At 70.3% G+C, this 22096-nt stretch carries 24 protein-coding genes; 3 read left to right on the top strand and 21 right to left on the bottom strand.

Translation table 11 applies throughout. From position 1 onward, the window contains the following. Positions 1-98 precede the first annotated feature (98 nt). The gene (locus tag ACWEJX_RS02750) at positions 99-3998 is read left to right on the top strand and encodes a DNA-directed RNA polymerase subunit beta' (protein ID WP_451605728.1); all 3900 of its coding nucleotides are present in this window, start codon (positions 99-101) and stop codon (positions 3996-3998) included. Between the two features lie 75 nt (positions 3999-4073). On the opposite strand, the gene ACWEJX_RS02745 is transcribed toward ACWEJX_RS02750, so the two are convergent. From ACWEJX_RS02745 to ACWEJX_RS02680, 14 genes are all read right to left on the bottom strand, one after another. Continuing rightward, positions 4074-4337, bottom strand: a complete 264-nt coding sequence (locus ACWEJX_RS02745; RefSeq protein ID WP_451605727.1) for a hypothetical protein — start codon at positions 4335-4337, stop codon at positions 4074-4076. Beyond that, complete coding sequence (locus tag ACWEJX_RS02740; protein WP_451605726.1) at positions 4324-4584, bottom strand: hypothetical protein; 261 nt, start codon at positions 4582-4584, stop codon at positions 4324-4326. The genes ACWEJX_RS02745 and ACWEJX_RS02740 overlap by 14 nt, the downstream gene beginning before the upstream one ends. Positions 4585-4640: 56 nt before the next feature. Continuing rightward, on the bottom strand, positions 4641-5552 hold the full coding sequence (locus ACWEJX_RS02735; RefSeq protein ID WP_451605725.1) for a peptidoglycan-binding protein: 912 nt from the start codon (positions 5550-5552) through the stop codon (positions 4641-4643). 76 nt (positions 5553-5628) lie between these two features. Further along, the gene (locus ACWEJX_RS02730) at positions 5629-6015 is read right to left on the bottom strand and encodes an ATP-binding protein (RefSeq protein WP_451605724.1); all 387 of its coding nucleotides are present in this window, start codon (positions 6013-6015) and stop codon (positions 5629-5631) included. A 10-nt stretch (positions 6016-6025) separates the two neighbouring features. Beyond that, entirely contained in the window at positions 6026-6598 is a 573-nt protein-coding gene (locus ACWEJX_RS02725) for a hypothetical protein (RefSeq protein ID WP_451605723.1), read from the bottom strand. Further along, positions 6598-7737, bottom strand: a complete 1140-nt coding sequence (locus ACWEJX_RS02720) for a hypothetical protein (RefSeq protein ID WP_451605722.1) — start codon at positions 7735-7737, stop codon at positions 6598-6600. Before ACWEJX_RS02720 ends, ACWEJX_RS02725 begins: the two co-directional genes overlap by 1 nt. A 12-nt stretch (positions 7738-7749) precedes the next feature. After that, positions 7750-8895, bottom strand: a complete 1146-nt coding sequence (locus ACWEJX_RS02715) for a hypothetical protein (protein WP_451605721.1) — start codon at positions 8893-8895, stop codon at positions 7750-7752. 48 nt (positions 8896-8943) lie between these two features. Then, positions 8944-10158 (bottom strand): hypothetical protein, encoded by a 1215-nt coding sequence (locus ACWEJX_RS02710; protein WP_451605720.1) that lies wholly within the window; start codon positions 10156-10158, stop codon positions 8944-8946. Between the two features lie 46 nt (positions 10159-10204). Further along, positions 10205-11395 (bottom strand): hypothetical protein, encoded by a 1191-nt coding sequence (locus ACWEJX_RS02705; protein WP_451605719.1) that lies wholly within the window; start codon positions 11393-11395, stop codon positions 10205-10207. A gap of 37 nt (positions 11396-11432) precedes the next feature. Further along, positions 11433-12356 carry a phage distal tail protein gene (locus tag ACWEJX_RS02700; protein ID WP_451605718.1) on the bottom strand — a complete coding sequence of 308 codons (924 nt, stop codon included), beginning with the start codon at positions 12354-12356 and terminating at the stop codon, positions 11433-11435. Positions 12357-12399: 43 nt separating this feature from the next. After that, positions 12400-13656, bottom strand: coding sequence for a tape-measure protein (locus tag ACWEJX_RS02695; RefSeq protein WP_451605717.1), 1257 nt, complete (start codon positions 13654-13656; stop codon positions 12400-12402). Continuing rightward, the gene (locus tag ACWEJX_RS02690) at positions 13653-14855 is read right to left on the bottom strand and encodes a phage tail protein (RefSeq protein ID WP_451605716.1); all 1203 of its coding nucleotides are present in this window, start codon (positions 14853-14855) and stop codon (positions 13653-13655) included. The genes ACWEJX_RS02695 and ACWEJX_RS02690 overlap by 4 nt, the downstream gene beginning before the upstream one ends. A gap of 71 nt (positions 14856-14926) precedes the next feature. Further along, positions 14927-15649 carry a hypothetical protein gene (locus ACWEJX_RS02685; protein WP_451605715.1) on the bottom strand — a complete coding sequence of 241 codons (723 nt, stop codon included), beginning with the start codon at positions 15647-15649 and terminating at the stop codon, positions 14927-14929. Positions 15650-15789: 140 nt separating this feature from the next. Continuing rightward, positions 15790-15981 (bottom strand): hypothetical protein, encoded by a 192-nt coding sequence (locus tag ACWEJX_RS02680; protein WP_451605714.1) that lies wholly within the window; start codon positions 15979-15981, stop codon positions 15790-15792. 250 nt (positions 15982-16231) lie between these two features. Between ACWEJX_RS02680 and ACWEJX_RS02675 the strand changes: the two genes are divergently transcribed. Beyond that, positions 16232-17080 carry a hypothetical protein gene (locus tag ACWEJX_RS02675; RefSeq protein WP_451605713.1) on the top strand — a complete coding sequence of 283 codons (849 nt, stop codon included), beginning with the start codon at positions 16232-16234 and terminating at the stop codon, positions 17078-17080. Positions 17081-17131: 51 nt separating this feature from the next. Here ACWEJX_RS02675 and ACWEJX_RS02670 read toward each other — a convergent pair whose 3' ends face one another. The 4 genes from ACWEJX_RS02670 to ACWEJX_RS02655 form a co-directional block, all read right to left on the bottom strand. After that, positions 17132-17473, bottom strand: coding sequence for a hypothetical protein (locus ACWEJX_RS02670; RefSeq protein WP_451605788.1), 342 nt, complete (start codon positions 17471-17473; stop codon positions 17132-17134). 71 nt (positions 17474-17544) lie between these two features. After that, positions 17545-17835, bottom strand: coding sequence for a hypothetical protein (locus tag ACWEJX_RS02665; protein WP_451605712.1), 291 nt, complete (start codon positions 17833-17835; stop codon positions 17545-17547). 121 nt (positions 17836-17956) lie between these two features. Then, a complete protein-coding gene (locus ACWEJX_RS02660) occupies positions 17957-18568 on the bottom strand; it encodes a phage tail tube protein (protein ID WP_451605711.1) in 612 nt (203 codons plus the stop codon). A 136-nt stretch (positions 18569-18704) separates the two neighbouring features. Further along, a complete protein-coding gene (locus ACWEJX_RS02655) occupies positions 18705-19115 on the bottom strand; it encodes a hypothetical protein (RefSeq protein WP_451605710.1) in 411 nt (136 codons plus the stop codon). Positions 19116-19449: 334 nt separating this feature from the next. On the opposite strand from ACWEJX_RS02655, the gene ACWEJX_RS02650 reads away from it, so the two are divergent. Continuing rightward, entirely contained in the window at positions 19450-20280 is an 831-nt protein-coding gene (locus ACWEJX_RS02650) for a hypothetical protein (protein WP_451605787.1), read from the top strand. Between the two features lie 66 nt (positions 20281-20346). Here ACWEJX_RS02650 and ACWEJX_RS02645 read toward each other — a convergent pair whose 3' ends face one another. From ACWEJX_RS02645 to ACWEJX_RS02635, 3 genes are all read right to left on the bottom strand, one after another. Beyond that, positions 20347-20556, bottom strand: coding sequence for a MerR family transcriptional regulator (locus tag ACWEJX_RS02645; RefSeq protein WP_403795431.1), 210 nt, complete (start codon positions 20554-20556; stop codon positions 20347-20349). After that, positions 20550-21305: a hypothetical protein gene (locus ACWEJX_RS02640; RefSeq protein WP_451605786.1), complete on the bottom strand. Its 756-nt coding sequence runs from the start codon at positions 21303-21305 to the stop codon at positions 20550-20552. Before ACWEJX_RS02640 ends, ACWEJX_RS02645 begins: the two co-directional genes overlap by 7 nt. A gap of 250 nt (positions 21306-21555) precedes the next feature. Continuing rightward, a complete protein-coding gene (locus tag ACWEJX_RS02635; protein ID WP_451605709.1) occupies positions 21556-21897 on the bottom strand; it encodes a WhiB family transcriptional regulator in 342 nt (113 codons plus the stop codon). Positions 21898-22096: the final 199 nt, after the last annotated feature.

The following is a 22096-nucleotide window of genomic DNA, read 5'->3' as shown; positions in this document are numbered from 1 at the left end:
GGAGTCCGGTGCGGGGGCTCAGCGATGAGCCCCCCGCCGGCCCCAGGACCCCCGTATCAGACCCACAGCCTTACAACCCTGAGAGGGATTGACGCATAGTGCTCGACGTCAACTTCTTCGACGAGCTCCGGATCGGTCTGGCCACCGCTGACGACATCCGTCAGTGGAGCCACGGCGAGGTCAAGAAGCCGGAGACCATCAACTACCGCACCCTGAAGCCCGAAAAGGACGGACTCTTCTGCGAGAAGATCTTCGGTCCGACCCGGGACTGGGAGTGCTACTGCGGCAAGTACAAGCGTGTCCGCTTCAAGGGCATCATCTGTGAGCGGTGTGGCGTCGAGGTCACCCGCGCCAAGGTGCGCCGTGAGCGGATGGGCCACATCGAGCTGGCCGCTCCGGTCACGCACATCTGGTACTTCAAGGGCGTCCCGTCGCGCCTCGGCTACCTGCTCGACCTCGCCCCGAAGGACCTGGAGAAGGTCATCTACTTCGCGGCGTACATGATCACGTACGTCGACGACGAGCGTCGTACGCGTGACCTGCCCTCGCTGGAGGCGCACGTCTCCGTCGAGCGTCAGCAGATCGAGAACCGTCGCGACTCCGACCTGGAGGCCCGCGCCAAGAAGCTCGAGAACGACCTCGCCGAGCTGGAGGCCGAGGGCGCCAAGGCCGACGTGCGCCGGAAGGTGCGCGAGGGCGCCGAGCGCGAGATGAAGCAGCTGCGCGACCGCGCGCAGCGCGAGATCGACCGTCTCGACGAGGTCTGGGCGCGCTTCAAGAACCTCAAGGTCCAGGACCTGGAGGGCGACGAGCTCCTCTACCGCGAGCTGCGTGACCGCTTCGGCACGTACTTCGACGGCTCGATGGGTGCCGCGGCGCTGCAGAAGCGCCTGGAGTCCTTCGACCTCGAGGAGGAGGCCGAGAAGCTCCGCGAGATCATCCGTACCGGCAAGGGCCAGAAGAAGACCCGTGCGCTCAAGCGCCTCAAGGTCGTCTCCGCGTTCCTGCAGACCGCGAACAGCCCCAAGGGCATGGTTCTCGACTGCGTGCCGGTCATCCCGCCGGACCTGCGTCCGATGGTGCAGCTCGACGGTGGCCGCTTCGCGACCTCCGACCTGAACGACCTGTACCGCCGTGTGATCAACCGCAACAACCGTCTGAAGCGTCTGCTCGACCTCGGTGCCCCCGAGATCATCGTGAACAACGAGAAGCGGATGCTCCAGGAGGCGGTCGACGCCCTCTTCGACAACGGCCGTCGTGGTCGCCCGGTCACGGGCCCCGGCAACCGTCCGCTGAAGTCCCTCAGCGACATGCTGAAGGGTAAGCAGGGTCGATTCCGTCAGAACCTGCTCGGCAAGCGTGTGGACTACTCCGCGCGTTCCGTCATCGTCGTCGGCCCGCAGCTCAAGCTGCACCAGTGCGGTCTGCCGAAGGCCATGGCGCTGGAGCTCTTCAAGCCGTTCGTGATGAAGCGCCTGGTCGACCTGAACCACGCGCAGAACATCAAGTCGGCGAAGCGCATGGTCGAGCGCGGCCGCACGGTCGTGTACGACGTCCTCGAAGAGGTCATCGCCGAGCACCCGGTCCTGCTGAACCGTGCCCCCACGCTGCACCGCCTTGGTATCCAGGCGTTCGAGCCGCAGCTCGTCGAGGGCAAGGCCATCCAGATCCACCCGCTCGTCTGCACCGCGTTCAACGCGGACTTCGACGGTGACCAGATGGCCGTCCACCTGCCGCTCTCCGCGGAGGCGCAGGCCGAGGCCCGCATCCTGATGCTGTCCTCGAACAACATCCTCAAGCCGGCCGACGGCCGTCCGGTGACGATGCCGACCCAGGACATGGTCCTCGGTCTGTTCTTCCTCACCACCGACGGTGAGCTCCGTGACACCAAGGGCGAGGGCCGCGCGTTCGGCTCCACGGCCGAGGCGATCATGGCGTTCGACGCCGGCGAGCTCGCGCTGCAGTCGCAGATCGACATCCGCTTCCCGATCGGCACCGTTCCGCCGCGCGGCTGGGTTCCCCCGGTCGCCGAGGAGGGCGAGCCGGAGTGGCAGCAGGGTGACTCGTTCCGCCTGCGCACGACCCTGGGCCGCGCGCTCTTCAACGAGCTGCTGCCCGAGGACTACCCGTTCGTCGACTACTCCGTCGGCAAGAAGCAGCTCTCCGAGATCGTCAACGACCTCGCCGAGCGCTACCCCAAGGTCATCGTGGCGGCGACGCTCGACAACCTGAAGGCGGCGGGCTTCTACTGGGCGACCCGTTCCGGTGTCACCGTGGCCATCTCCGACGTCGTCGTTCCCGAGGCGAAGAAGGAGATCGTCCGCGGCTACGAGGCGCAGGACGAGAAGGTCCAGAAGCAGTACGAGCGCGGTCTGATCACCAAGGAAGAGCGCACTCAGGAGCTCATCGCGATCTGGACCAAGGCGACCAACGAGGTCGCCGAGGCGATGAACGCGAACTTCCCCAAGACGAACCCCATCTTCATGATGGTTGACTCGGGTGCCCGAGGAAACATGATGCAGATGCGGCAGATCGCCGGTATGCGTGGTCTGGTGTCGAACGCCAAGAACGAGACCATCCCGCGTCCGATCAAGGCGTCCTTCCGCGAGGGTCTGTCCGTCCTCGAGTACTTCATCTCGACGCACGGTGCCCGTAAGGGTCTCGCCGACACCGCCCTGCGTACCGCCGACTCGGGTTACCTGACCCGTCGTCTGGTGGACGTCTCGCAGGACGTCATCATCCGCGAGGAGGACTGTGGCACCGAGCGCGGTCTGAAGCTGCGGATCGCGGCCAAGGACGAGACCGGTGTCCTGCGGAAGACGGACGACGTCGAGACCTCCGTGTACGCGCGGATGCTCGCCGAGGACGTCGTCGTCGACGGCAAGGTCATCGCGCCGGCCAACGTCGACCTGGGTGACGTGCTCATCGACGCCCTGGTCAACGCGGGCGTCGAGGAGGTCAAGACCCGTTCGGTCCTGACCTGTGAGTCCGCCGTCGGTACCTGTGCGTTCTGCTACGGCCGCTCGCTCGCCACCGGCAAGCTGGTCGACATCGGTGAGGCGGTCGGCATCATCGCCGCCCAGTCCATCGGTGAGCCCGGTACCCAGCTGACGATGCGTACCTTCCACACCGGTGGTGTGGCCGGTGACGACATCACCCAGGGTCTGCCGCGTGTCGTCGAGCTCTTCGAGGCCCGTCAGCCCAAGGGTGTCGCCCCGATCTCCGAGGCGGCCGGTCGCGTCCGCATCGAGGAGACCGAGAAGACCAAGAAGATCGTCGTCACCCCGGACGACGGCACCGACGAGACGGCGTACCCGATCTCGAAGCGTGCCCGTCTGCTCGTGGGCGAGGGCGACCACGTCGAGGTGGGCCAGAAGCTCACCGTGGGTGCCACCAACCCGCACGACGTGCTGCGCATCCTGGGTCAGCGTGCCGTCCAGGTCCACCTGGTCGGCGAGGTCCAGAAGGTCTACAACTCGCAGGGCGTGTCGATCCACGACAAGCACATCGAGATCATCATCCGGCAGATGCTGCGCCGCGTGACGATCATCGAGTCCGGCGACGCGGAGCTGCTGCCGGGCGAGCTCGTCGAGCGCTCGAAGTTCGAGACCGAGAACCGTCGTGTGGTCCAGGAAGGCGGCCACCCGGCCTCCGGCCGTCCGCAGCTGATGGGTATCACCAAGGCCTCGCTGGCGACGGAGTCCTGGCTGTCGGCCGCCTCCTTCCAGGAGACGACCCGAGTCCTGACGGATGCGGCGATCAACGCCAAGTCCGACAGCCTCATCGGCCTCAAGGAGAACGTCATCATCGGTAAGCTCATCCCGGCCGGTACGGGTCTGTCCCGCTACCGCAACATCCGGGTCGAGCCGACCGAGGAGGCCAAGGCCGCGATGTACTCGGCCGTCGGCTACGACGACATCGACTACTCGCCGTTCGGCACCGGCTCCGGCCAGGCCGTTCCGCTGGAGGACTACGACTACGGTCCGTACAACCAGTAAGTAGCGAGAGAAACGCCAAGAAGGGCGGCACCCCGCACGGGGTGCCGCCCTTCGGCGTTCGTTCCGGAAGCGGGCTCAGCGCGCGGTCAGCTCCCAGACCGTGACGGCGACCGTGGCCACCGCGGCCAGCGCGCCGATGCTGGCCAGCGGCCAGCGGGCCCGTTCGAGGGCGTCGAGCCGGGCCTCGTGGTCGGCGAGCTGCTTGTCGGTCTGGTCGCTGCGCTGTACGAGGAGCGCGAGCGAGCCGTCGACCCGGGCGAAGCCGGCCTCCAGCGTGCCGCGCAGCCGCTCCAGTTCGAGGGCCACGGCGACGGGGTCGTTCGGGTCAGACTCGGTCATCGGCGGCCGCCTCCGGAAGCGTCACCGGGAGCGTCTGCGGCGTGGTGCGCAGCCAGCCGGGGAGCAGGCGCTGGACGGCGGACAGGGCCATCACCCGGGTGAGGGCGCCGGCGACGGCGAGCCCGCCGGCGACCCAGGGCAGGGTGGCGGGGAGCCCGGAGGCGTCGACGATCTCGGGCAGGACGACGGCGATGCCGACGGCGGCCTGCAGCACGGTGCGGGCCGTCCGCTTGGCGGCTTCGGACATGGTGGTTCTCCTTGCGTGGGGGGTCTTGCTGGTCGGGGCTGCTCCCCGTACGGGAGCTACTGCACGAACGGGACCTTCAGCGCGTTCCAGGAGGCGGCGCCCGGCCAGCCGTCGGCGTCGGAGCCGGAGAAGCCGAGCTTGCGCTGCCAGGCCGCGTACGACTGGCGGTCGGTCTCGGACCAGCGCGGGCTCGGGCCGACCTGGTAGCGGCCGCAGCCCTCGGCGACCAGCCGGCGGCCCATCGCGGTGACGATGGGGGAGCTCGGGGTGGTCTTGAAGAAGGCGGTGCCGGGGAACGGCTGGTAGCGCGGGGTGGCCGGCTGGGCGGGGGCGGTGGGCTTGGCCGCGGGGGCCTTGCCGAGCCGCTGCTGCACCCGGCCGCGCATGACGGGCATGCCGAAGCCGCGCGGGTCGTTCTTCCAGTCGGACCACTCGGAGTGGCCGATGACGGACTTGGCGCCCCAGCCGTGGGCCCGGCAGAGCGCGGCCGAGACCCGCTCGATGGCCTCCAGCTGGACGGCCGGCCAGGGGTCGGAGCCGTTGCCGAGGTTGATGCACTCGAAGCCGTAGAAGCGCGAGTTGCCGTCGACGGCGCCGGAGCTGCCCTGGTGCTCGTGCGGGACCGGCGGCCGGTCCCCGTACGTCTCGCTGACCACCGCCTGGAGGACGGACGGGTCGCCGCCGCCCGCGTGGTTGGCGCGGCCGTTGGCGATCAGGTGGACGGTGCCGTCCTTGGCGATGACGCCGTGGCACAGCGGGCCGGGGAGGCCCTCGTAGCCGTCGTAGCACATGCCGACGGTGTGCTCGGTGCCGCTGGACACGCTGTGGTGGATCATCACGCCGACCACGGGCCCCCAGGCCCCGTGACCGTTGCGGTTGTGGGTGCGCCAGCCGTCGTGCTCGACGACGGTGACGCCTTCGGCGCGGAGCGCGGCGACGAACCGGTCCGCGGAAAGGGGGGCTGCCATGTTGTCCTCCGGGCATGAGAAAACCCCGGCCGGTCTGTCGGCACGGGGCGGGACGTACGGGGTGAGCTCTGAGGGATTACGGGGCGGGCGTGGCCGGCGGGTCGGCCGGGGCCCAGGTGGCGCACAGCGCGGCGTAGGCGGCGCGGCGGTTCTCGAAGTCGGCGAGGGCGGCGCTGACGGCCCGCTGCACGGCGGTCTGGTCCGGGACGGCGGGGACGCCGTTCTGCGCCTGGATGATGACCAGGCCGGAGCCGCGCAGGAGGGCGTCGCCCGTGCCCTTCTCGCTGACCTCGGCGGTGACGTACACCGCCGGGTACTGCCCGGTCACCGGGTCGCGCTCCAGGGTGTAGCCGAGGCTGTTGTCGTACACGTGGACGTTGAGCGTGTGGCCGTTCTCGGTGACGACGGCGCGGCCCGCGTAGTCGACGGCGACGCCCCAGGGCTGGCTGGTGTCGATGTTCATGGTGTGCTCCTCAGGTCTGCGTGCCGTGGATGAGGACGGGCTGGGCGTAGACCGTGCCGGCCGTGGCCAGGGCCTGGATCTCGATGTTCATGGTCTGGCCGAACCTGGCCTTGATGTCGCCGGGCAGCAGGCCGGTGTAGTCGTAGGTGGTGCCGGCGGTGACGGTGGGGCCGAACGGGGTGCTGTCGACGAGGACCCGCACCTGGCCGGTGCCGCCGGTCGACGCCGCCGTGCTGATGGCGAGCCGCATCTTCGGCTGCCAGATCGGGTTGGAGCAGCGGGCGATGGTCGTGAAGGCGGTGCTGGTGGTCGAGGGCCACTTGGCCGGGTCGACGGCCAGCGGCGGCATCAGCTGGAGCCAGGGCCGGGCCAGGCCGCCGGTCATGATGTCGTCCGAGAAGATCTCGTGGCTGTAGCCGTCGAACACCCGGATCAGCGGCCGGGTGAGGGCGATGTTGGCGGTCTGCGTCGCGGGCCGGAACTCGTTGGCCGCGGGGCGGGTGTTGACCGCGGTGGACAGTGTCTTGAGCCGGCGTTCCATCTGGTTCAGCCGGTCGATGATGTCCTCGGGCAGCTGGGGCATCAGGCCTCCTCAAGGTAGAGCTCGGCGGTGTCGGGCCGGCCGCGCTCCGGGGGAGTGACCTTGACACCGATGATCCGGTAGCGGGCGTCGAGGCCCTGCGAGAACCACTCGTCGTTGATCCGGATGCGGGCGACACGGCCGATGAGCTGCGGCGGGACGACGCCGCCCAGGTGGATGCTGACCTGGGGGATCACCACGGCGCCCCGGGACTCGCCGAGTTCGCGGCCGGCGATGGAGTCGAGCGCGAGCGGGTCCGTGACCTCGTTGTGGTCCGAGGACAGGTCGATCAGCGGCCAGCCGTCGACGAGCAGGTCGGTGGCGATCTGCTGGTTGGAGTAGAGCGGCCGGGACTCGGTGGCGGCGTTGGAGTTGACGGAGGCGCCGCGGGCCAGGGCCGTGGTGCCGCCGCGGGTCGCGTCGTACGGGAAGGAGTACGACAGGATGACGCCGGGCCGGTCGAAGATCAGGTCGGTCGCACCGTTGACGATCTTGGGCGCGCCGAGCCGGAGCTGCTTGATCCGGGCACCGTTCTGGTTGGGGTCCGGGTCGCGGTAGACGAGGATCTGGTACTCGAAGCCGTTCTCCAGCTTGGAGATCTGGTCGAGCGCGTCCTGGTAGACGGTCTCGTCGCCGAGCCGCCAGGAGACCGTGCGCTTGTAGTCGGAGCTCTCGTCGCCGAAGGTGATGCCGAGCCGGCGGGGCTCCTCGCCGGAGGGGGCGCCCGGGTAGTTCTGGACGTCGAGCTCCTGCCAGAGCCGGCGGGCGATCTCCAGCTGGTCGGTGGGGGTGTCGTACTTGATCTCGGTACGGATGCGGCGCCGGCTCGCGTACGAGTCGAAGGTCGCCGCCTGGATGCCGAGGGTCAGCACGCCGCGGCCGCTGGACTGCAGCGTGGTGGTCCAGACGATGCCGCCCCACCACAGGTCCCCGCCGCGCTCCAGGTAGACCGCGGTGCGGCCCTCGCGGACCTTCTTCACCCGCTCGGCGATGGCCTTGTCGGGGATCGGGATGGTGCCGGAGAGGGAGCCGGCCTTGCCGATGTAGTCGTCGAACTGGACGTCGCGCAGCGGCAGGATGTCCAGGGTCTGGTCGGTGAGCAGGTCGGTGAAGATGGCCCGGTAGGGCGTGTCGAGTGCCATGAGCGGGCCTCCTTACAGGACGTAGGTGGCGGAGACGCGGACGTAGCGCCCGGCGGTCAGGACGGCGTTGGGGGACCAGGTGCGCAGGTTGACCACGCCGTTGGTCGCGAGGTCGGCGGAGCCGTTCGCGAAGCCGTCGGAGGCTATGGCCTCCATGCCGATCATGGGCCGCCACCCGACGGGCAGGGTGCACAGCGGCTCGTCAGTGATGTTGCCGGCGGCGTTGGACGTGATGTCGGCGCCGCTGCGGGTGAGGGTGACGGTCATGGTGCACACGCCGCCCTTGGTCCTGCGGGCGCTGTAGGCCGCCACGGTCCAGTTGGGCAGCGCGGTCGCGCCGGTGGTGATGGTCTCCACCTCGACCGGCGGCTGGTACGTCACCCAGGCGCTGCCGTTCCAGCGCTGCAGCTGGCCGCCGTTGTAGTCGCGGTACTGGCCGGTGTAGCTGCCGGTGGTGATGGTGCCGCTGGGCGCGATGCCGCCGATCTCCTTGGGGTAGGCGACCCAGGCGGTGCCGTCCCAGCGCTGCAGGAAGTGCGCGTTGTCGTTGTCCTGGTACTGGCCCGGGTAGGCGCCGGCGATGCCGGCGTTGTTGTAGACGGGCATGATGCCGCCGGACGAGACGGTGGTGACGCGCAGGTCGGTGGAGGCGCCGCCGGCCCAGTCGATGCCGCCGTTGCCGGCGGACGCGCCCTTCTTCACCTTGACGGAGAACAGGGCGAGCGAGCGGACGGGTGCGGTCGGGGCGACCGGGGTGGCCGACGGCGTGCCCTTGATGATCTCGATGACGGCGTCGTACTTGCCGAGGGCGTCGACGTCGTGGTCGTAGACGCGGAGCACGACGAGGTCGATGCGGTCGTTGAGCGGGTCGCCGTCGGCGAAGGTGATGATGATGTCCTCGTCGAGGGCGACCGGGTAGGCGCCGTCGGTGACGGCGCCGGCCTGGATGACGGCCTTGCCGTGGTAGACGGTGGCCGTCATCGGGCCCAGGCCGCTCATCCACAGGCCGCCGACCCGGTACTTGCCGTCGTACGTGCCGGGCAGGATGCCGGACCGGACGCCCAGCGGGTTGACGGGGGTGGTGGCGCCGATGTTGGTGACGCGGGTGTTCTGGCGGGTCTGACCGGTGGGCAGCAGCCAGCCGGAGCGTACGGGCATGGGTTCTCCTGTGGATCGGGGCGGTCGGGCGGCTGGAGCGGCGCTCGGCTAGTACTGCGGGGTGACCTGGATGAAGGAGTTGTCGAACCAGGCCCGCACGTTGGCGTCGGAGGTCCGGTAGTACGAGGTGACCGTGTAGGTCTGGCCCGGCGTCAGGTTGAAGAGGCGCTGGGTCGTCGAGGCCGAGACGGCGGCCGTCGGGGCGGAGGACTTCGAGGCCATCGCGGCCAGTTCGTCGTCCAGATCACGGATGACGGTGGTGCCCTGGGTGATCCGCACGCACATGTAGGCCGAGCTGGCGATGCCCGTGGTGCCGCTGTTCAGGCTCAGCTCCATGCGCGAGCCGAAGGTGAGGATCGCCTGCCGGGACGAGGGGGCGACGAAGGTCACCGCCATCGGGTTCTCGGCCCGCTCGATGAGTGTGTTCACGTAGGTCGTCGAGAGCGTGTAGCCCGCGTCGATCGAGTCGTTGAAGTACGGGCCGGGGTACGCCGGGGCCCACGCCGAACCGGTCCAGCGCTGGAGCGGGCCGTCCGAGACGGCCCGGTACTGGCCGATGTAGGAGCCCTGCAGGGTGGAGGCGGAGTTCGGCACGATACCGCCGAGGGCCTCCGGGTACGCGACCCACTTGCCGCCGTCCCAGCGCTGCAGCTGGTTGTTCGGGGCGTCGATGTACGCGCCCGGGTGGGCGCCCGGCAGGATCTGGCCCTCGACCGGGAGGATGCCGCCGGCCGAGACGACCGGGGTGCGCAGGTCCGTCAGGGACGTGGCCCACGGGATGCCGCCGTTGCCCGCGCTGGCGTTGGCCGGCACGAGGACCTGGTACAGCGGGAGGCTGCGCGGCGGGACGGCCGGAAGCTTCGGGGCTGCGTCGGGCACGCCCTGGATGACCTCGATGACGGCCTCGTTGCGGGTGCCGCCGTCGTAGAGCTTGTCGTAGACCCGCAGGACCACCAGGTCGAGGCGGCCGTACGTGGCGGAGCCGGCCGCGAAGGTGACCTGCTCGGCGGCCGGCAGGGTCACCGGGTAGACGCCCTGGGAGATGTCGCCCTGGATGACGGCACGGCCCTCGGAGACGGTCGCCGTCATCGCGGAGGCGCCGGTCATCCAGAAGCCGGACAGGCGGTACTGGCCGTTGTAGGAGCCCGGCAGGATGCCGGAGCGGACCTGGACCGGGTTGATCATGGTGGTCGGGGTCTGGGTGAGGCGGGTGTCCTCGCGGGTCTGGCCGGTCTCGGCGACCCAGCTGCTGCGCAGGTTCATGGGGTTCTCCTGGTCGAGGTTGAGAGGAGGACGGTTCGGGACCGGGTCAGGACCGGATCCACTGGGCGGTGAGGGTCGTGTAGTAGCCGGAGCCGCCGAGGGTGCGGACCGGCGCGGTGGCGTTGTGGTAGCCGGCGAGCTGGAGCACGTTGCCGGCGGTGAGCTTGACGATGCCGTCGCCGCCGACGCTCGTGGTGCCCATGGACGCCGCGGCCATCCAGGTCATCCGGGAGTAGCCGACGCCGCCGACGAGCAGGCGGGCGCCGCGTATGCCGCTGGTGGAGTCGCCGTACCAGTTGATGTTGGCGCCGACCCGCCACCAGCCGGTGCGCGGGACGACGAAACTGTCGGTGCCGTTCCAGCCGTTGAAGTCGTCGATGTCGACGTAGTTCAGAGTGATCGGCGTCCAGGCGTTCTGCGGCACGCTCTGCATCGAGGTCTGCGAGGCGCTGAAGAGGATCGTCGCCTTGCCCTCGGCGTACTGCCAGGCCGCGCCGTCCCAGCGCTGCAGGATGCCGGCGTTGTCGCGGTACTGGCCGACGTAACTGCCGGTCGTCGCCGTGCCGTTGGGCGCGATGCCGCCGGTCGCCTTCGGATACCCGACCCAGGCGGTGCCGTCCCAGCGCTGCAACTGGCCCGAGACGTCCCGGTACTGGCCGGCGTACACGCCGTTGAAACCGCTCGTCGGCATGATGCCGCCGAGCGCCGTCATCGGATAGTGCCTGGTGGTGACGGCGCCGGTCGTCCAGCCGATGCCGCCGGTGCCGGCGGAGGTGCCGGCCGGGACGGAGACCGTGTAGAGCTGGAAGGAGCTGCCGGGGCCCGAGGCCGGGATCTGGGGGGTGGCCGAGGGCGTGCCCTTGATCAGCCGGATCACGGCGTCGGTGGCGCCGCTCTTGTCGTAGGTGTCGTCGAGTACGGCCAGCTCGATCACGTCGATCCGGCCGTACTGCGGGTCACCGTCGGGGATGGTGATCGACTCGGGGGCGGTCACCGCGATCATGTACGCGCCCTGGGCGGTCTCGTTGCCCTGGATGACGGCCCGGCCGGTGCCGATCGTGCACTGCATCGCGGAGTCGCCGGTCAGTGCGAAGCCGCCCGGCACGATGCCGGGCCGCGAGCGCAGCGGGGGAGCGGTGGCGCTGCCGCTGCTGGGGGTGAGCAGCGCGGACAGGGCGATCCGGGTGTCCTCGCGGGTCTGGCCCGTGGACTGGAGCCAGGCGGCCCGTACGGTCATGGGGTCACTCCTTTACGGGTCGGGCGGGGGGCTTCGGTCACCACTCGGCGCTGCGCCAGCGGACGGTCATCAGCGCGTCGGGAGTGGCGGAGTCGGGGCGGAACGCCAGCTCGGTGCGGCCCGGCTCCAGCAGGAACAGCTCTTCCGGGCTGGAGTCGGCCATCGCGGTGTGGCGGCGGGACGCGGTGTTGTTGAGCGTGACCGTGCCCGCAGCGGTGTCGACGACGAGCTCGTCGCCGGCGGCCAGGTCGATCGCGTACCGCAGCCGGCGCTTGCTGACCCGCTCGGTGACGGTCGGCGTGGAGCAGGGGCCGCGGAAGACGATCACCGGGTGGGTGGGCGCCGAGCCGGTGTTCTCGGCGACGGCGTCACCGGTGGACTTGGCCTGGCCCCAGTTGAGCGGCCAGGTCAGCGGCCAGGTCAGACCGGACTCGGGCTGCGGGGCGGTGGTGGAGGCGGTCTGCTCGTTCACGACGTAGCGGCGCGGGTCCGAGGCGAGCCACTGCACCGACATGCGCGTGCTGCCCTGGGTGGCGAAGCCCTGGTCGGCGGGGACGACGCGCTGGGAGATCCGGGCGCGTACGGCGAGCAGTTCGCCGTGCAGCCGGACGGTGAGCCAGCGCTCCTCCTCCAGCAGGCCGAGCGCCTGGCGCAGCGCGCGGACGGCCTCGGGCACGCCGTCGAAGTCCGGCATCAGCACGATCGTGCCGCCGACCTTGCGCGGCTTGGCGTAGCGGGAGCCGGACCAGGCGCCGTGCGAGGTGGGCCGGTCGGCGTCGGAGGAGTCGTACTCGGGCAGGTCCTCCCAGCCCGACAGACCGGTCCGGTCGACGGCGAAGGGCGTGCCGGGGCCGATGAGAAGCCCGGCCCACTGCATCTGCCCGTCCTGGGTGATGAGGGAGCCGGGCGCGAGGTCGGCGGTGTAGTTGTTCGCGTCGTAAGCGACGATGGTCTCGGCCATGGGCCGGTCACCTCACTTCTGAGGGGGTGTCAGATGGGCGGGTTCAGCAGTGCGCGGCCGCGAGGAACAGCAGGTCCTCGGCGGTCGACCGCGGGCCGGCCCCGGGGTCCTCGTGGAAGTCCCGGATCCGGTGCGGCTGCCGGGGTGCCTCGGTGATGGCCGGGACGCGCCGGTTCTCCAGGACGCTGAGCGCGTCGATGCGCGGGGCGTCGGGGGCGCCGGGGAAGACGACACCGCCCTCGGCGAGCATCGGGATCTTCGGGATGTCGACGCCGAAGTGCTTGCCGAGGAAGTCGAAGCTCAGCTTGTTGAGCCCGTCGATGATCCAGTTGGCGAAGGCGATGAGCCCGTCGATGGGTCCCTTGACGACGCCGATGACGGCGGTGAGGGCGCCCTTGATGAGCTCGCCCATGCCGTGCAGGGCGTTGCCGACGGCTTCCTTGGCGTGGCTGAAGAAGCCGGGCACGGACTCGGTGAAGAACGAGATCAGCGGATGGATGACGTTCTTGATGGCGCCGATGGTGCTGGAGGCGATGGAGCGGAGCTGGTTGGTGGCGGAGGTGACGATGGACTGGACGTGGGAGAAGCCGTGGATACCGTCCGCGATGATCTTCAGGGCGGTCGTGAAGACGACCAGGTACGCCTTGAAGTAGTTCGCGATCAGCGTGCCGATGGCCTTCAGGATCGGCTGGAGGAACGTCCAGATGGACTGGAAGACCTTCAGGGCCTGCTGGAAGACCTGCTGCATGATGCGCTGGCCGGCCTCGGAGTTCATGGCGTAGTCGATCAGCCAGCCTGCGACGGGCATGAGGATGCCGAGGAGGAAGCCGAGCGGGTTGGCGCGCATGGCGAGGTTGACGCCGGTCATGGCGACGGAGGCGATCTCCATCACGAGGCCGAACTTGTCCATGAGGCCGGTGACGATGTCGGCGATGGGGAGCATGGGCAGGAGGAAGGTGAGGATGCCGCCGAGGCCCTTGCCGAGTTTTCCGAGCGCGCCCTTGGTCGTGCCAGCCTTGGCGCCGATGGACTTGACGCCGCGATGGGCGTTGGAGCGGCCGAGCCTGGTGACGGTGTCGCCCGCGGAGACGGCTTCGGTGCGGAAGCGCTTCACGGTGGTGCCGGCCCCGCGGGCCTGGTCGGCAAGGCGCTTGACCTTGCCCTCGGCGTCGCGGAACTTGGCCGTGGTTCCGCGCAGCGCGGCGGTGGCCTCCCGGATGTCTCTGCTGACCTGCTGCAGGGCGGGGGCGACTCCCGAGAGCAGGTTGCTCAGCGGCAGCTGCGCGGCGGCCGCACTCATCCGCGCGCCTTCGCCAGGTACATCAGCGCGTCCGCGGTCGACTGCGGGTCACTGTTGCGAGCCGCGTGGTAGTGCTCGATGTGCAGCCCGGCGCCAACGCCCTGACCCGCCTGTAGCTGCGCGTGCATCCGGGCGCGGCGGGCGGTGAGGGCGAGCAGTCGGTCCAGCTTGGAGAGCGGGAGGACGGCCTCGGCCTCGCCGGCCTCGGCGATGATCGCCGGGACACCGCCGGCGCGCGGCATGACGACACCACCGGTGGCCAGCATCGGGATGGTCGGGATGTGGACGCCGAAGGTCTTGCCGCCGACGAGCGGGACCCAGCCGGGGACGCTGACCTTGACACCGTTGACCGCGCCGATCATCCGGTTGATCAGGCCGATGACGGCGTTGATCGGGCCGGAGACCGCGGTCTTGATGCCGTTGAAGGCGCGGGACGCGATGCCGCTGAGCGTGCCCCAGATCGCCGACATCCTGTCCTTCACGGCGGTGAAGGCGTTCGGGATCGTGGTCTTGATCCAGTTGACGATGGGCGTGATCACGGCCTTGATGCCGTTCCACACGGTGCTGATGACGGCCTTGATGGCCTTCATCACCGTGGTGATGACCGTCTTCCAGATGTTGACGTACGTCTTGATGACGTTCGCGACGACCTTGACGACGGTGGAGATGGCCGACTTGATGCCGTTCCAGACCGTCTTGATCAACGCGCCGGCCTTCTTCATGATCGGCCCGATGGCCTTCATCACGGCGCTGATCACCGTCTTGATGACGCCGAACGCCTTCTTCATGATCGTCTGCATCGTCTTCGAGCGGGTCGCCATCTCGACGACCTTCTCGATGAGCGGCATGAAGAGTTCCAGCAGGCGGGCCAGGAAGTTGCCCTTCATGGACTTGTTGAGCTTGTCCTGGCCCTTGCTCGCCTTGCCGGCACCCGACTCGTACTTGCCGAGCTTGCCGCCGGCGGACTCGCCGGTCTTGCCGGCCTTGGTCATGGACTTCTCGGCCTGGTCGGTGGCGGTCTTCAGGCTCTTGAGCTGAGAAGTGCTGGAATCGGCCGAGGTCTTGAGCTGCTTGACGCCGTTCGAGGCGGAGGTCGACCCGCTGCCGACCTTGGTGACGGCCTGGGCGCTCTGGTCGGCGTTGGTCTTGAAATTCTTGAGCGCCGACGAAGTGCCGGCCAGTGCTCTCGCGAGGGACATGGTCACCTGATTTCAGGGTTCAGGGGCGAAAGGTGAGGGGAGAGGCAGCGACCGCGGGGCAGGCTGTCCCGTCAGGCGGCACTCGCGGCGTTGCGAAGTGCCGTCCGCAGGTTGTTGAGATCCTTCGTCGCTTCCCCGGCGTTCTTCTTCAGAAGGTTCTTCGCTCTCGTTTCCTCACCGGCGAAGTAACGGGCCTTGAGCCGGGCCTTGTGGGCGCGGTCCGCGACCTTTCTGGCGGCCTTGTCGGCCCGCTTTGCCTCGCGGTCCGCCTTCTTGGCCTCCCGTTCCGCCTTCCTCGCGTTGCGCTCGGCGGCGTAGAAGGCATCGAGGCTGGCCTGTGTGTGGCCGCCGGGCCGGCGCGCCGCGTCGCGGGCCTCCCCGGCGGTCCGCGCGGTCTCCCGGCGGTCGGCCGCGGTGGTCCGCGACTCGGTGAACCGGGTCAGCGCGTCCTTCAGGTCCTGCTGCCGCTTGAAGAGCTTCTTCTGCTGTCGTTCCATCCTCAGCTGGAAGTGCTTGGCCGCGTCGGCGCGCTTCCAGCCCCACAACTGCTTGCCCATCCAGGTGACGCCCTTTTCGTCGACCTTGAGGAAGGCATAGCCGAAGGAGGCGAGGGTCACGCCGGCGAGTTCCGCCTTGAGGAGCGTGATGTCGCCCTTCATGCCCGATACCGAGCTCGACGCCCCGATGGCCGCCTTCTTGGTCTCGGTGTAGTCGGAAGGGCTGATCCATGGGGCGATGGTGGTGAGTACTTCCTCCCCGAAACTGGGGGAGTGGTTGGGGTTCGGTGTTGCCATGGCTGTCCTCGATTCGGAGGGTCGTGCCGAGGCGCACCCGGAAACACCTGAGCCGCCTGCCCTTCACGGGCGCAGGCGGCTCATGCGCGTGGGCGGCGGGAATCGGTCCCGCCGGCGAGGCGTGGTGTGGCGTGCGGGTGTCAGCGGCGGCTGAGTTCGGCGAGTGCGTCGTTCCAGCCGGCGGTGTACGCGCGGAACTCGCGAGCTTCGATCTCGGCGTCGAGGGTGGCGAGCAGTGCGCGCTTGTCGAGGGGACCGGGGCCGCGGAGCAACACGTCGATGCGGTCGTGGAGCGTGCTCCCTGAGCGGCTTCCCCCGGTCTGAGACGTCATGGTGCCCTGCCTTCCGCTATCGAACGTGCGTGCGAAGCATTGTCGAACAGAGGTTCGAGCTTTGTCGAGTCTGAAACGCCTGACGTCGCGTCTTCCGGAAGGCGGTCCCTGCCGGTTGGCCCTTGACCAGAGCCTGTGTTCGACCGGGGTACTCTGGATGGCGCGTTCCCTGCACCTGACACAGTCCGGGGAGCGAGGGGCGCGTAGGGGCGCGCGGGGACCCCAGGGGGTTGGAAGGCAGTGCGGACGCATGGAAACGGAGCCGGGCGCTAGCCGGCGGGAGCGGGTCATCGACTGGCTCGAAGCCCATCCAGACCTGCCCCACCTCTTCGCCCGTCTCAGCGAGCTCGTCCATGTCGCCGGGTACGCCCCGGAGGACCTCGTCGTCATGCCCCGCGCCGAGGTGGACCGGCGCGAGACCGCCGCGTTCACGGCGGGCTGGGCCGAGGCCGTCTCGGACGAACTCCCGCGCATCCGCCGCGAGTACGAGAAGCGGGTCGCCGACGCGTACGCGCAGGGCCAGGGCGACGCCCGAGGCATACGCAGACCACAGCGGCGCACCGACAGCGTTCCGGGCGACGGCGCCCGGGTCATCCCGCTGCCCTTCGCCCGGCTGCTCGAACCGCCGGCCGTCGTGGTCGAGGCCGAGGAGCGCGTCCGCCGGGAGCGCGAGCTGTTCGAGCAGCGCGCCGAGCCCGATCCCGTACCGGTCGGCTCGGCTCCGGCGCCCGTTCCACCGCCCGGGCCGGCCTCGCCGCCGCCCGCGCCCGCGCGCGTAGCGGAAGACGCGCCCGAGCCCGTACCCGATCCCGCTCCGGAACCGGACGTCCTGGTGACGGCTCACGAGAGCCGTGCGCGCAGGAACGCCCAGCCGGTGCGGAAGGTGGTACGGGGCAAGGGCGGGCGGCCGATCGTGCCGCCGCTCAACGGCGTCCCCGTCCAGACGGGAACGGCCGCCGACCGCCGTGACGCCGAGTCCGGCGAACCGGGCGGGCGCGCGGGCGGCCGGGGGCGGCGGCTCTCCGACCGGGCCAGGGCCCTGGAGGAGGAGCTGGCCGCCGAACGAGCACAGGAAGCGCCCCCGGAGCCCGCTCCCTGAGAACAGGGAACGGGCCCCGAGGGCCGTGGGGGATGGCAACGGAGGGTGGCGTCAGCCGAAGAAGCGGGCGAGGTCGCCGGGGGAGACCATCTCAGGGGTCTCTTCCTCTGAGGCGTCCTCGTCCAGTTCGTCCTCGTCCTCGTCCATGACGCGCGGACGGGGGACGGGCTGCGGAGGCTCGGGCTGGTCGTCGTCCTCGCCCGTGTTGACGCAGGCGAACATCCAGTTGGCCGCCGCCAGATGGTCCACCACGGCCGCGAGCAGATGGTCCGTGACCGTCCACTCGGCCGCCTCGCCGTGCAGCTCACGCTGCACGGCGCTGTCCGTCGGCAGGTGCTGGATCAGGACCGAGAGCCGCCGGCTGGACAGCTCGCCGCGGTACCAGTCGAGCAGATCGGTGTTGTAGTAGCGGAGGAAGTCCGCTTCAAGGGCCTCGGCGTGTTCGTCGACGAACTCGACGAGGCTCAGTCTTCCCCCAGGCCGAGCCCGGTCTCCTTGCCGTACGCCTCCAGGATGGCGGCGATGTCCTGCATGGTGATGTCGTGCTGCTCGAAGCTGGCGAACTGCTTCTCACCCATGAGGAGTTCGAGCAGCCCGTCCACGTCGTTGTCGTCGAGCTTGCGCAGGGCCTTCGCCGTCGCGCGGGAGAGCTCGGTGGGGAGGGTGTAGGTCTCGCCGTCCAGTTCGAAGCTCCAGCTGCGGCCGGAGGCCTCCATGCGCTGGGCACGAGCGGCGTTGACGTCGAAACGGGCCATGGTGGCGTACTCCTGTGTTCGAGTGGGTGAAGAGAGGAGAGGGTGGAGAGGGGTGGGGCGGGGCGGTGGTGACCGCCCCGCCCCGGGTGAGGCCGACTCGGCCGGCCGTTGATCCGGTGGATCAGACGGTCGGGGAGTACTGGCTGTCCTTCATGAGGAAGGTCGCCAGCGGCTTGCCGTCGCCCTTCGACATGGCCGAGAAGGTGACGCCCAGCGTGGACGCGGCCTTGCGGCCCAGCTTGATGTCGTCGGTCGCGGTGACCTGGCCGTTCGGGATGATGAAGCGGTACTTGACCACGGTCGTGCCACCGGCCTTGACGTCGGTGAACTCCAGGCCGAGGGCGCGCACGTCGACGAACGGACGCTCGGCGATCTCGTAGCGGTAGGTGTCCACCGCCGGGGTCGGCTCCGCCTTGACGGCGTCGCCACCCATGAAGAACGGCAGCGTGTCCTCGTTGAACTGGAGCATGGCGAACTTCAGCGACAGGTCACGCGCCGAGTAGATGTAGTGGACCGGGGAGACCGACTGCCACGAGTCGACGGCCTCCAGCTTGTCCTTCTTCGAGAAGGTGACACCGTCGCCGGTGGTGAAGCCGAGGTCCTTCCAGCCCGCGCCGGACCAGTCGGCGGCGGAGTCCGTGCCGAAGGAGGCCGGGGCGGCGTTGCCGGCGGCGGCGACGTAGAGCTTGCCCTGTCCGGCGACGCGGATCTCGGCGGCGTTGTTTCCAGCCATGGTGGGGTTTCTCCTTGATGAGAGGGTGAGGGCACCGCCCCGGGCCGTCAGGACCCGGGTACGGCAAAGGCCCCGCCGGACGGCGAGGCCTGGTCTGTGGGGCGACCGTCACGAGGGGACGGCCGGCGGGGGACCGTTACGGAGCGACGGTCAGGGAGAGCTGGATCAGGCAGAGGTAGCGGTTGGCGCCCCGGTAGAGGTAGTCGGGCGTCCAGCGCGGCCCGTCCATCTCCTCCACGTCCTGCACGAGGTTGTTGCCGATCACCTTGCCGAGCGTCATGAGCAGCGACTTGCGGGCGGCGTTGGCGAGGATGTGGGCCGCGGGCTTGGTCGGCGCGTAGACCTCGAACTCGATCAGCGGCTTGTCCAGGTGCAGGTCACCGATCCAGGCGCCGCCGCGGCGGTTGACGAGGACCGCGGTCTGGGTCCCGTCGAAGCCGGCGGGGGCCTGGGCGGCGACCGTGGCGCCGGCCAGCGCCGGGTCGGCCTTGAGGACGTCGACGACCAGCTTCTCGACGTCCGGGAACGCACTCGGGGGAGTGGTCATGACGGTTCTCCTCAGGGATAGGGGGAGATGAGGCGGGGTGGTGCGGTGGTGCGGTGGTGCGGGGGGCCGCCCGGGGCGCTCGACGCGGGGAAGGGGGCGGGGGCGCGGAGCGCTCCCGGACGGCGAACGGCGGAGACTGCGGCCCGTCTCGCGGGCACAGCTCCGCCGCTGCACCAACTGTGACAGAGAGCGTGCGCGCACGCAACTAGTTCGGTGACCAGTTCCGGAAAGGGCGCCCATCGAGCGGGCCATGCGTCTCTGACCTGCGGCTTTGTGGACGAAGTGGCCGCGATAGGTTGAGGCTCCCCGACCAGAGGAGCCGCCCGTGCCGCCCCTGCCCGCCCCCTCCCGCCCCCGCCTCCTCTACGTCACCGACCTCGCCTACCCGGCCCGCGGCCGCCGTTACTGCGACGAGGACATCGACCTCACCGCCCGGCTGCGCGCCGAGTTCGACCTCGCCCTGTGCCACCCGCGCGACGCCGCCGCCCTCATGGCCGGCTTCGACGCCGTCGTCGTCCGCAACAGCGGCCCCGTCCTGCACTACCAGGACGCCTACGACGCCTTCCGCGCCCGGGCCGCCGCCACCGGCGCCCGCGTCTACAACCCGCTGCACGGGCGTGGCGACATGGCCGGCAAGCAGTACCTGCTCGACCTCACCACCGCCGGACTGCCCGTCATCCCCACCGTCGACCGCGCCGCCGACCTCGACCGACTGCCCGCCGCCGAGACGTACGCGGTCAAGCCCAAGGCCGGCGCCGACTCCATAGGACTGCGCTTCGTCCCGTACGAGGAACTCGCTGAACTCCCGTACGGCGGGATCCTCGTCCAGCCGCGGATCGACTTCCGCTACGAGGTGTCCTTCTACTTCGTCGACGACCGCTTCCAGTACGCCCTCCACGCCCCCGACCCCGAGCGCCGCTGGGTCCTGGAGCCATACGAGGCCACCGAGGACGACCTGCGCTTCGCCCGCCGCTTCGTCGACTGGAACACCCTCGACCACGGCATCCAGCGCGTCGACGCCTGCCGTACGCGCGAGGGCGAGCTGCTCCTCGTCGAGCTGGAGGACCTCAACCCGTACCTGTCGCTCGACCGCGTGCCGGAGGAGACGAGGGAGGGCTTCGTCGCGGCGATGGCGGAGTCGCTGCACGCGTTCCTCAAGGTGTGAGGGAACGACGAAGGGCCCCTGTCTCCGGTGAGACAGGGGCCCTTCTCGTTTCCGTACGTCTACGGCTCAGGCGGTACGAGGCCGCCGCCGCGCCGCGCGTTCCGCCGCGAACACGTCCTCCAGGCGGAACAGCTGCGCCCGGCCGGCCTTTCCCGCCGCCCGCAGGTGGCCCAGCTGGACCCACTTGCGGATGGTCGCCGGGGCCACCCCCGCCTCCTCGGCGGCGAGCGGGCCCGGGATCAGGGCCGGCAGGGAAAGCGCGGTCGAGCTCAGCATGAGGTCTCCTTCGTGTCGTCCATCGCCGCTTCGATCTCGTCCGTACGCGCCCCGGACGCGTCCGCGAGCTCCGCCCACTCCGCCTCCGGCCACAGGTGCCGGTACGACGGGTCGTCCTGGCAGCCGCAGGCCGCGTCCGTGCACACGCACGCCGGGTTCACGCACAGCACCGCCCGCCGGTCCGGGAAGGCCCGCAGCGACACCGAGTCGCACCAGGGGCAGCGCCCCGACACCCGGACCACCGTCTCCGCGTCGCCGAGCGTCCGCGCGCAGCGGCGCGCCATCCGGCGGACCTCGTCGCGCACGTGCCGGGCGAGCACCGGGTGCGCGGCGATCTCGTCGAGGAACCCGACGACCCGGCGCAGCCGCTCCACGACCCCCGCCCGGCGCGGCCGGGGGAGCCCCAGGCGGGCGCAGACCGCCTCCTCCAGCTCCACCACGCCGTCGGTGATGTCACGGATGGCGTCGGATATGTGCAGCCGGATCGGCGCGGCCCCGTGGCCGGGGACGGACAGCCCGTGCCGCTGCTCCAGGAGCAGCGCCTCGCGCCGCTCGGCGCGGATCAGCTCGTCGCGCCCGGGGTGGGGGGCGGTCGGCGCGGTCCCGGCGGGGGCCTTGCGGCCGGGCGCGAGCTCCTCGGCGAGCTCGGGGAACTGCCGTACGAGGGAGGCGGCCCAGAGCGTGATGTCCCGTACGACCCGCTCGTCGGCCCCGCGCTGCCCGTCGCCGGCCGATTCGCCCGCGGGCATCTGTCCGGTCACGCGCTGCGCGCCGCCGGCGGATTCGCCCGCGGGCATCTGTCCGGTCACGCGCTGCCCGCCGCCGGCCGATTCGCCCGCGGGCATCTGTCCGGTCACGCGCTGCGCGCCGCCGGCCGAATCGCCCGCGGGCGTCGGTCCGGTCACGCGCTGCCCGTCGCCGGCGGATTCGCCTGCGGGCGCCGGTCCGGTCACGCGCTGGGCGGACGCCTGCTGCTGCTCGGCAACCGGCTCACCGTTCTCAGCCACGGCCGCCCCCCGCCACGCTCGCGAGCGGCAGCCGGGCGCCGGCCTCGTCCAGGGCGGCGGCGAACTCCGTCGCCTCCGCGGCCTCGGACGACTGGCCGCGGCGCTTGCGGGGCTTCACCGGGCGGCCGTTGCGCCACAGGCGGCCCGCGCAGACGCCGTCGAACCAGCTCTCGGCGGGGGCGACGGTCGCCTCGCACTCGCGGCTCACGGGGCAGACGGCGCAGGCCCGCAGGGCCGGGGCCGCCTCCTTGCCGCGGCGGGAGAAGACGACGGTCGGGTCGAGGCCGGCGCACGCGGCGGCGGCCTGCCAGGGGGAGGTGTCGGGCTGGAGCAAGGGGTTCTCCACGTTCCGGGGCCCCGCTGCCCCTGGGGCCTGTGGGGCCTGTGGGACTCGTGAGGCCGACGAGTGCGGCGGCCAGCAACATAGACATGTTGCGTGCGAGCTCGCAACTATCTTCGTGGTGAACCCTTGGTGACCCCTTCACCGATTCGACACGGTTGCGTGCCCGAAAGCACGTAATTCCGTGCGCGCA

It is taken from the genome of Streptomyces sp. NPDC004788, from assembly GCF_053601115.1.
This window is presented reverse-complemented; position numbering and strand designations above follow the sequence as displayed.